The sequence below is a fragment of the Candidatus Methylomirabilota bacterium genome (assembly GCA_036002485.1).
GTDB lineage: Bacteria > Methylomirabilota > Methylomirabilia > Rokubacteriales > CSP1-6 > AR37.
Genome location: DASYTI010000145.1, coordinates 1 through 6,483 on the forward strand (window position 1 = coordinate 1; position 6,483 = coordinate 6,483).

At 68.9% G+C, this 6,483-nt stretch carries 9 protein-coding genes; 7 read left to right on the plus strand and 2 right to left on the minus strand.

Going from position 1 to position 6,483, the window contains the following annotated elements; genetic code table 11:
- From VGT00_14230 to VGT00_14255, 6 genes are all read left to right on the plus strand, one after another.
- Nucleotides 1-331 (plus strand): MGMT family protein (locus VGT00_14230; protein HEV8532574.1); only part of this gene is annotated, 331 nt, incomplete at its 5' end.
- Nucleotide 332: 1 nt separating this feature from the next.
- Nucleotides 333-1,361 (plus strand): LLM class F420-dependent oxidoreductase, encoded by a 1,029-nt coding sequence (locus VGT00_14235; protein ID HEV8532575.1) that lies wholly within the window; start codon nt 333-335, stop codon nt 1,359-1,361.
- 7 nt (nt 1,362-1,368) lie between these two features.
- Entirely contained in the window at nt 1,369-1,866 is a 498-nt protein-coding gene (locus tag VGT00_14240) for a YbaK/EbsC family protein (protein HEV8532576.1), read from the plus strand.
- Complete coding sequence (locus VGT00_14245; protein ID HEV8532577.1) at nt 1,863-2,624, plus strand: SDR family oxidoreductase; 762 nt, start codon at nt 1,863-1,865, stop codon at nt 2,622-2,624. The genes VGT00_14240 and VGT00_14245 overlap by 4 nt, the downstream gene beginning before the upstream one ends.
- Complete coding sequence (locus VGT00_14250) at nt 2,621-3,568, plus strand: hypothetical protein (protein ID HEV8532578.1); 948 nt, start codon at nt 2,621-2,623, stop codon at nt 3,566-3,568. The genes VGT00_14245 and VGT00_14250 overlap by 4 nt, the downstream gene beginning before the upstream one ends.
- Nucleotides 3,565-4,032 carry a peroxiredoxin family protein gene (locus VGT00_14255; protein ID HEV8532579.1) on the plus strand — a complete coding sequence of 156 codons (468 nt, stop codon included), beginning with the start codon at nt 3,565-3,567 and terminating at the stop codon, nt 4,030-4,032. Before VGT00_14250 ends, VGT00_14255 begins: the two co-directional genes overlap by 4 nt.
- A gap of 132 nt (nt 4,033-4,164) precedes the next feature.
- On the opposite strand, the gene VGT00_14260 is transcribed toward VGT00_14255, so the two are convergent.
- Nucleotides 4,165-5,067, minus strand: coding sequence for an EamA family transporter (locus VGT00_14260; protein HEV8532580.1), 903 nt, complete (start codon nt 5,065-5,067; stop codon nt 4,165-4,167).
- 23 nt (nt 5,068-5,090) lie between these two features.
- Between VGT00_14260 and VGT00_14265 the strand changes: the two genes are divergently transcribed.
- The gene (locus tag VGT00_14265) at nt 5,091-5,567 is read left to right on the plus strand and encodes an SRPBCC family protein (protein ID HEV8532581.1); all 477 of its coding nucleotides are present in this window, start codon (nt 5,091-5,093) and stop codon (nt 5,565-5,567) included.
- A gap of 19 nt (nt 5,568-5,586) precedes the next feature.
- On the opposite strand, the gene VGT00_14270 is transcribed toward VGT00_14265, so the two are convergent.
- Nucleotides 5,587-6,483 (minus strand): ferritin-like domain-containing protein (locus tag VGT00_14270; GenBank protein ID HEV8532582.1); only part of this gene is annotated, 897 nt, incomplete at its 5' end.

The window sequence follows — 6,483 nt, forward strand, 5'->3', positions numbered from 1 at the left end:
ACGGGGACAGGTAGCGACCTACGGGCAGATCGCGGCATGGCTCGGCTTTCCCCGGCATGCGCGCATGGTCGGACACGCGCTCCGGAGCGTGCCGTCCGGCGTGCCCTGGCACCGGGTGGTCAACGCGAGGGGCGGGATCAGCCGTCGCGCGGCCGTGGGCAGCGTGGTGACGCAGCGGATCCTCCTCGAGCAGGAGGGCGTGCGCTTGCACCGAGGCCGCGTGGCCCTGGCCCGCCACGGCTGGGAAGGGCCGATGAGACGGCGCCCGCGATGGGACCCTCGACCTGAGCGGCGCGGCTCGCGAACAACGAAGCGGACTTACGGAGGATGACATGCGCCTCGGCTTGAACATGGGCTACTCGGGCTCCGCGCTCCGCATCGATATGCCCCTCGTCCTGGAGGCCGACCGGCTGGGCTTTTCCTCCGTGTGGTCGGCCGAGGCCTATGGTTCCGACGCCGTGACGACCATCACCTGGGTGGCCGCGCTGACCAAGCAGATCGGCGTGGGGACAGCCATCATGCAGATTCCCGCCCGGACCCCCACGTTGACGGCGACCACGGCGCTCACTCTCGACGAGCTGTCGGGCGGCCGCTTTCGCCTGGGGCTCGGCGTCTCGGGGCCGCAGGTGGTCGAAGGCTGGCACGGCGTACCCTTCGGCAAGCCGCTCCAGCGCACGCGGGAGTACGTCGAGATCGTCCGCTCGGTGTGGCGGCGCGAGAAGCCCGTCGAGTTCAAGGGGCAGTACTACCAGATCCCGTACGCGGGCACGGACGCGACCGGACTGGGGAAGCCGCTCAAGTCCATCCTCCACGGCCGCGCGGACATTCCCATCTATCTCGCCGCCATAGGGCCGAGGAACGTGGCCCTGGCCGCCGAGATCGCCGACGGCTGGCTGCCCGTCATCTTCTCGCCTCAGCGCATGGCCGTCTTCAAGGAGTCGCTCGAGTCGGGCTTCGCGCGCGCGGGCGGCGGCAAGTCCCTCGCCCGCTTCGACCTCGCGCCCACCGTGCCCGTCGTGCTGGGCGACGATGTCGCCGCCTGCCGGGCCATGGTCAAGCCGCGCCTCGCCCTCTACGTGGGCGGCATGGGGGCGCGCGGGCGCAACTTCTACAACGATCTCGTGTGCCGCTATGGCTATGAGGGCCCCGCCAAGACCATCCAGGACCTCTATCTCTCCGGCAAGAAGGAGGAAGCGGCCGCGGCGGTGCCGGACGCCCTCGTGGACGAGGTGGCGCTCTGCGGCCCTCGTGAGCGCATCCGCGAGCGCCTCGAGGTCTGGAAGTCCTCCGGCGTGACGACCCTGATCTGCGGCGTGGGCCAGGTCGAGGCCCTCCGCGCCATGGCCGAGCTGGCGCTTTAGCCTTTTCATGAAACCGGAGGTAAGGCGTGTTCAGGCCGCGCTCGATGCGCTCGGCCTCCAGCGGCGAGTCATCGAGCTCGAGCGCTCCGCGCACACCTCCCAGCAGGCGGCCGACGCCCTCGGCGTCGCCGTGGGGAGCATCGCCAAGTCGCTGGTCTTCACCGTCCACGAGCGGCCGGTCCTCGTGATTGCCTCGGGGGCCAACCGGGTGGACGAGGAGAAACTGACGATTCTCGCTGGTGGTCCGGCGCGACGGGCCGATGCCGACACCGTCAAGCGGGCCACGGGGTTCGTCATCGGTGGCGTGGCGCCCATCGCGCACGAGACGCCGCTCGAGATCTTCATCGACGAGGATCTGCTCCGGCTCGAGCTCATCTATGCCGCGGCGGGCGTGCCCGAGTGCGTGTTCCCCCTGAGCCCGGCCGAGCTGGTGCGGGCCACGGGAGGCCGCGTGGTTGACGTCAAGGAGCAGAGGAAGCCAGTTATCAAGGGAGAAAGGCCATGAAGCTCAAGGACAGGGTCGCCATCGTCACGGGCGCGGGCTCGGGTATAGGCCAGGCCACTGCGCTGCTCTTCGCCCAGGAAGGCGCGCGGGTGGGCGTGGTGGACCTCGACGCCGACGCCGCTCGCGGGACGGCACAGCAGATCGAGAAGGCCGGCGGCCAGGCTCTGGCCCTGACCGCCGATGTCAGCCGCAGCGAGGACAATCGCCAGGCGATCGGCAAGGCGGTCGCGGCGTGGGGCCGGCTCGACATCTTCTACGCCAACGCCGGCGTACCGCAGTGGCCCGGGGCCGTGGAGGAGGTGGACGAGAGCGTCTTCGACCGGATCATGGCCGTCAACGTCAAGGGTGTTTTCCTGGGGGCCAAGCATGCCGTGCCCGTCATGAAGAAGCAGAAGAGCGGTGTCTTTCTCATCACGGGCTCGACGGCGGCCCTCAAGCCGCGCCCCGGCGGCCAGTGCTATGCGGCCTCCAAGGGCGCCGTGACCACCATGACGCAGAGCCTGGCCCTCGAGCTGGCGCCCTTCGGCATCCGGGTCGTCGTCATCGCGCCCGTGGCCACCGAGACGCCCATGCTGCCCACCTTCATGGGCAAGAAGGAGGTGGACGAGGAAGGCATGCGGCGCTACGTCGCCACGGTGCCGCTGGGCCGGCTCAACCAGCCCGCGGACATCGCCAAGGCCGCCCTCTTCCTGGCCTCCGACGACGCGGCCATGGTCACGGGGAGCTGCTTCCTGGTCGACGGAGGCCGCTGCGCGTGAACGTCGTTCCCCTGGCCGCCGACTCCCTGGGTGTCCGCTCGATGGCGACCTATGTCGAGTGCGGGGCCACGCGCATCCTCATCGATCCCGGCGCCGCCCTCGCCCCCAACCGCCATGGCCTGCCCCCCGCGGACGCGGAGTGGGACGCTCTCAAGCGCGCCAACGACCGCATCTCTGGCTACGCGGCGCGGGCGGGGCTGGTCTTCATCAGCCACTACCACGAGGATCATTTCCGCTACGATCCCGGCCTCTATGCCGGACGCACGGTGTGGGCCAAGGACCCGCATCGGATGATCAATCCTCGTCAGGCCGAGCGCGCCGACACGCTGTGGAAGAGCATCGCGGCGGTCTCCCGGCTGGACTCGGCCGAGGGCCGGAGCTGGGAGACGGCCGATGCGCGGCTCAGCGCCTCGCCGCCGCTCGCCCACGGCCTCGAGGGAACGGGGCTCGGCTATGTCACGGCCCTCACGGTGACCGACCTGCGCGAGGGCACGCGCTTCGTTCATGCCTCGGACGTCCAGGGGCCGCTTTCGCCGGTGGCCGGCGCTTACCTCATCCGTCAGCGGCCGACGCTCCTCTATCTTTCGGGCCCGCCCGCCTATCTCGAAGGGCAGCTCGGACGGAAGCTCATCGAGCAGGGCATAGACCAGCTGCTCCATGTGGTGGAGCAGACCGGCTGCCGCGTGGTCATGGACCACCACGCCCTGCGCGCGCCGGACTATGGCGAGCGCTTTCGGCGGCTCTGGGACACGGGGCATGTGCTGACCGCGGCCGGCTTTCTCGGCCTCCCGGACGAGGTCCTCGAATCGCGACGGCGCGCGCTCTGGGGCGGATCGCGCAAGCCGGCTCGCCGCATGGCGCCGCGATTGAAGAGCGCGGAGCCGTCCGCTATCATGCGCGATGGACGTCAACGCCGGAAGGCGAAAGGAGGCTCGTCGGCATGAGTGACAACAAGACGCTCGGGGTGGGGGACACCGCGCCCGAGTTCACCATGAAGACCATCGGGCTCAAGGAGGTCAGCCTGAAGGACTTCAAGGGCAAGAGGGTCGTGCTCCTGTTCTACGTGCTCGACTGGACGCCCGGCTGATCCAAGTGCATGCCCGCCTTCGATCGTCGCGCCAAGGACTTCGAGGCGGTCAATGCCCAGGTGCTGGGTATAAGCACGGACAGCCCGTTCAGCCACGAGAACTGGGCGAAGTCGGTGGGCATCTCGAACTATCCGCTCCTCTCGGACGTGCACCGGACGGTCAGCAAGGACTACGGCGTCTACTGGCCGGACTGGAATGCCAACGTGCGCGCCACCTTCATCGTCGACAAGCAGGGCAAGGTCGTCTTTGCCGAGCGCTATGGCAAGGGCGAGCTTCCCGACCCGGACAAGATCCTCGAGGAGCTCAGCAAGCTCCCATAGCGGGCGGTAGAACCACCGCAGGCCGCTCAAAAAGGTCCAGATGCGAGGCGGCGCCCGAAGGTCGCAGGTGAGGCGTACTCTCTGTACGTTGAACCTGCGGCCGAGGGCGCCAACGAAGCAGATGGGCCTTTTTCAGCGGCCTGCTGGCCGTCGGCTTGTCAGGGTGACGCCGGTGAGAACCGCGGCGCCGCCCACGAGCGCCAATCCTCCGATCCGCTCTCCGAGCATGACCCAGGCGAGGAGCACGCCGACCACGGGCTGGAGATTCAGGAATATGGCCGAACGACTCGGCCCCAGCGCGCGCACCGCCTCGTACCACCACACGTGCGCCACCGAGCCGAGAATGGCCTGATAGCCCACGACCGTCCACGCCACGGGTGAGGCGAGATTCGGCCGCGGAAAGAAGCTTGCGGTCAGGAGCGGCAGAGGCAGCAGCATGATGGAGCCGAGGATATAGGCCGCCGTGGTCGCCACGGCGGGCGAATGCCGGGTCAGCACCCGCTGGCCGTAGACCGTATAGATCGTCCATCCAATCTGTCCCGCGAGCAGGATGAAGTCGCCCGGGCGAAGATCGAGGTGCATGACGGCCCGCCAGCTCCCCTTGCTGATGATGAGAACGACCCCGGCCGCCGAGCAGGCCACGCCCGTCCACTGTATGGGAGCCAGCCGCTCCTTGAGATATAGCCGGGCGCCGATGGCGACCATCACCGGCGTCACGGGCTGGAGCAGCACGGCGTTCGAGGCCGTAGTGAAGGCGAGGGCCAGATAGGTCGCGCCCGTCGAGACGAAGATTCCCGCGAATCCCAGGAAGGCCAAGGGGCCGAGGTCGCGGAGACGGAGGGCGTTGAACTCGCTCCATCCGCGCCGCGCGAGCAAGGCGCCGAGGAACACGGACGCGATGCTGCAACGGAGAGTCACCAGGACGAGCGGGGGAAATGCCGATAGCGCCAGCTTGGCGAAGGCGGGATAGGAGCCCCAGAGGGCGGCGATCAGCGCGAGGGCGGCGTAGGCGCCGGTTTGACCCGGACCGGGCACCCGCCTATCATAGCGCGTCCGTCATGGCCGACTATGTCCTCGAGCGGCGTCTGTGGCTGCCGCGTCCGCGAGCCGACATCTTCGCCTTCTTCGCCGAGCCTCGAAACCTTGCCCACGTGCACCCGGCGTGGGCGCGGCCCACGTGGCTCGTCGACCCGCCGGCCCGACTGGAGGCGGGCGCGCTCCTGGACTTCACCGTGCGCGCCGCGGGGCTGCCCACGCGCTGGCGCGTCATGGTGCGCGAGTTCGACCCGCCCTTCCGCTTCGTGGACGCCCAGCTCTGGGGGCCCTTCGCTCGCTGGGAGCACCGGCACCGGTTTCTCGAGGAGAGGGCGGCCACGGGCGGCGCGCCGGGAACGTGGGTGGAGGACCGGGTGACCTACCGGCTCCCCCTGGGGCCGCTCGGCCGCGCCGCCCATGCCATGGGAATGGGGCGACGGATCGTGGGCCTCTTCGACTACCGGGACGAACGGCTCCGCGAGCGCTTCGGCGACGCCTGATCCCGGAAGGAATCGAGGATCAAGCCGCCGAGGGCAGCTCGATGCCGAGGGCAGCCAGGCGCGGGCGCACCCGCTCCGTCAAGAGCCCGAGGCGCGCCAGGTTGTTGACCATGGCCGCGTGCATGTCCCGCCTGAAGTATTTCCTGAACACGCCGTAGTCGTTGCGCGCGGCCACGTCCCGGCGATAGGCCTGCACCTCGCGGATCTGGGCGGGGGAGAAGCTCATGTCGCGGTAGGCGTCGATGGGGAAGAAGCCCGTGAGCACCTTCTCGATGGCCACGCAGGTGAAGTCTTCCATCTCACGATGCTCGGTGGGGCTCGCCTCGCGAATGACCTCGGGCAAGGCGAGCATGCCGAAGCCCATGTGACGGGACTCGTCCTGGAGGATGCGGCGGCAGATCTCCTGGAGGAGCGGGTCGTGGGCGCATTCGCCCATCATCTTGAACATGGAGACGGCGAAGGTCTCGGCCACGAGCTGCAGGGCGATGGTCTTGATGTACCAGCGCGAGTCCGTGAGGATGCTGTCGAAGAGCACGCGCTCGTTCTCCGGCATGGGGTAGTGGAGGCCGTTCAGGCGGGTGGCGATGTAGCGCTCCAGCACCTCGTTGTGGCGGGCCTCGTCCATGACCTGGGTCGCCTGGAAGAACTTCTGATCGGTGCCCGACACGGTGTCCACGAGCTGGCTGCAGGCGAGGAGCGCCCCCTGCTCGCCGTAGACGAGGACGGAGAGCCGCCAGGCCGTGATCCGCTGGTTGAGCTCGACCCGCTCCTTCTCCGACAGCTTGTCCCAGAGGGGGCTGCCGTAGATGTCCACGAGCTCGTCGGCGAGGGGGCGGCCGTCCTCCGGCTCCGGGGTATCCCAGGCGATGTCGCGGGAGGCATTCCACTGATCGCGCTTGGCCTTCTCGTAGAGGCC